1 protein-coding gene and 1 pseudogene are annotated in these 1,051 nt (G+C 42.6%); both read left to right on the top strand.

Features of this window, described 5'->3' with window-relative positions; genetic code table 11:
- Nucleotides 1–46: 46 nt before the first annotated feature.
- Nucleotides 47–568: a type II secretion system protein GspM gene (gene gspM / locus A3763_RS03280; protein ID WP_068511054.1), complete on the top strand. Its 522-nt coding sequence runs from the start codon at nucleotides 47–49 to the stop codon at nucleotides 566–568.
- A 41-nt stretch (nucleotides 569–609) separates the two neighbouring features.
- A pseudogene (locus A3763_RS03275) lies at nucleotides 610–1,051 on the top strand (GNAT family N-acetyltransferase); the annotation flags it as partial.

The following is a 1,051-nucleotide window of genomic DNA, read 5'->3' as shown; positions in this document are numbered from 1 at the left end:
TTAGTGTCGGCGGTGCTTAGTTTAGGTAGTTAAGAGAGATATTGAGATGTTAGAAGCTTTAAAACAGAACTCTGCGCTACTGAATATGCGCAAACAGTATGAGATGCTATCGGCACGTGACCGTTTGGCTCTTAAAGTGCTGCTTGTAGCTCTGAGCTTGGTTATTCTGATCTTTGGCTTAATGAAGCCAGCTTATGAATACAAAAAACAAGCCGAGGCAAAGCTTGAGCAAAATCAGCAATTGCTAGCCTTGGTAAACCAGAATAAAGCCGCACTGAGAAGTCTTGGTCAAAACAATCAAGGCAGTGCTTCCAAAAAAGCATTGAATAGCCAGCAGCTGGTTTCATCGGTTACTAATCTTGCAAAGCAACAGAAAGTGGCACTTAAGCGCTTCGAGCCAAGCGGCGACAATAAGCTAAAAGTTTGGGTGGATGACGCCTCTTTCGATAAGGTAATTTCTTGGTTAAGTCGCTTGAAAAGCTCATTAGGTGTGCGAGTCGAGCAGATTTCCATTGATAAAGATGATGCACCAGGGAAGATCAGCGCCAGAATGACATTGTCTTCATAAGTCTGTAGCGCGATATATTAGTCTAAGAACTAGGGGCACCTATGACAAGAATAACAGAAGAAACCAAAGCAAGAGTTGTTCGACTTGAACCTGGCGCTTTTACCGAAGCTAAAGCAATTCTATATAGAGCTTATAAACATGAGCCTACCTTTAAATACCTATTTGACGCTTCGCGCCCTGGTTATGATCAACGTATCAGGGCAACTATACGAGAGTTAATTAACTTACATTTTTCCAATCAGCAAGATGTGATCGGCCTGGCATTGGATAATCATTTGATTGCAGTTGCGCTAGTTGGCAGTCCGGATATCCGTTTGACACTAAGTCGTCAGTGGAACTGGCGTTTGCGTATGATGCTTACAGCAGGAATGGACTGTACATGGCGTTATATTAATTACCATAAACAGATCCACGAGTGTCTACCTAAAGGTGAACACCATGAATTACCTCTGTTGGGGGTGGATTCAAAATACAGAAATTCGG

The sequence above is a fragment of the Oleiphilus sp. HI0128 genome, assembly GCF_001635365.1.
The sequence above is the reverse complement of the archived record's forward strand: the minus strand, read 5'-3'. Positions and strand labels throughout refer to the sequence as shown.